General features: G+C 60.3%; 1 pseudogene. It reads left to right on the top strand.

Annotation, left to right across the window (positions count from 1 at the left end):
- Nucleotides 1-863, top strand: a pseudogene (locus J5224_RS31215) (protein acetyltransferase); the annotation flags it as partial.

The raw sequence follows: 863 nt of genomic DNA, 5'->3' as shown, positions 1-863 counted from the left end.
CTGGATATCGATGTGGACGATGTCCTCGATTTTCTGGCGCGTGATGGTAAAACCAGCGCCATTTTATTGCATCTGGAGCAGCTCAAGGATGCGCGGCGTTTTCTGTCCGCCGCGCGCAGCGCCGCCAGAAACAAGCCCATCCTGGTTATCAAGAGCGGCAGAACGCAGTTGGCTCAGCAGTTATTGCACGGGCACCAACTCGGGCTGGATGCCGCCTACGATGCGGCCATCCAGCGTGCCGGTCTGCTGCGTGTCCGTGACACCCACGAGCTGTTCTCCGCGGTGGAAACGCTGAGCCACCTGCGCCCGCTGCGCGGTGAGCGTTTGTTGATTGTCAGTAACGGTGCCTCACCCGCCGCACAGGCGCTCGATCAACTGCTTAGCCGACAGGGTAAGCTGGCGACCTTAACGGAACAGACGCAACAGAAGTTGCGTGACGTATTGCCCGAGGAAGTCCACATCGGAAACCCGCTCGATCTGCGCGACGACGCCACGGCGGCACGCTATCTCAGCACACTTTCGGTATTGCTGGACAGCGATGACTACGACGCCCTGCTGATCATCCACGCACCGAGTGCGGCCGCGCCCGGCACCGAAAGCGCACAGCAGTTAATTGCCTGCTGTCAGGCGCATCCACGCGGCAAACGCATCACCTTGCTCACCAACTGGTGCGGCGAATATTCCTCTCAGGAGGCGCGCCGTCTGTTCAATGAGGCAGGCATTCCCACCTACCGCACGCCCGAAGGTGCGGTCACTGCCTTTATGCATATCGTGGAATACCGGCGTAACCAAAAGCAACTGATGGAAACGCCAGCCCTGCCGCAGGATCTCGGCATCAACGCCGCTCAGGCGCACCAACTGAT

This window comes from Candidatus Symbiopectobacterium sp. NZEC135 (assembly GCF_025962695.1).
This window is presented reverse-complemented; position numbering and strand designations above follow the sequence as displayed.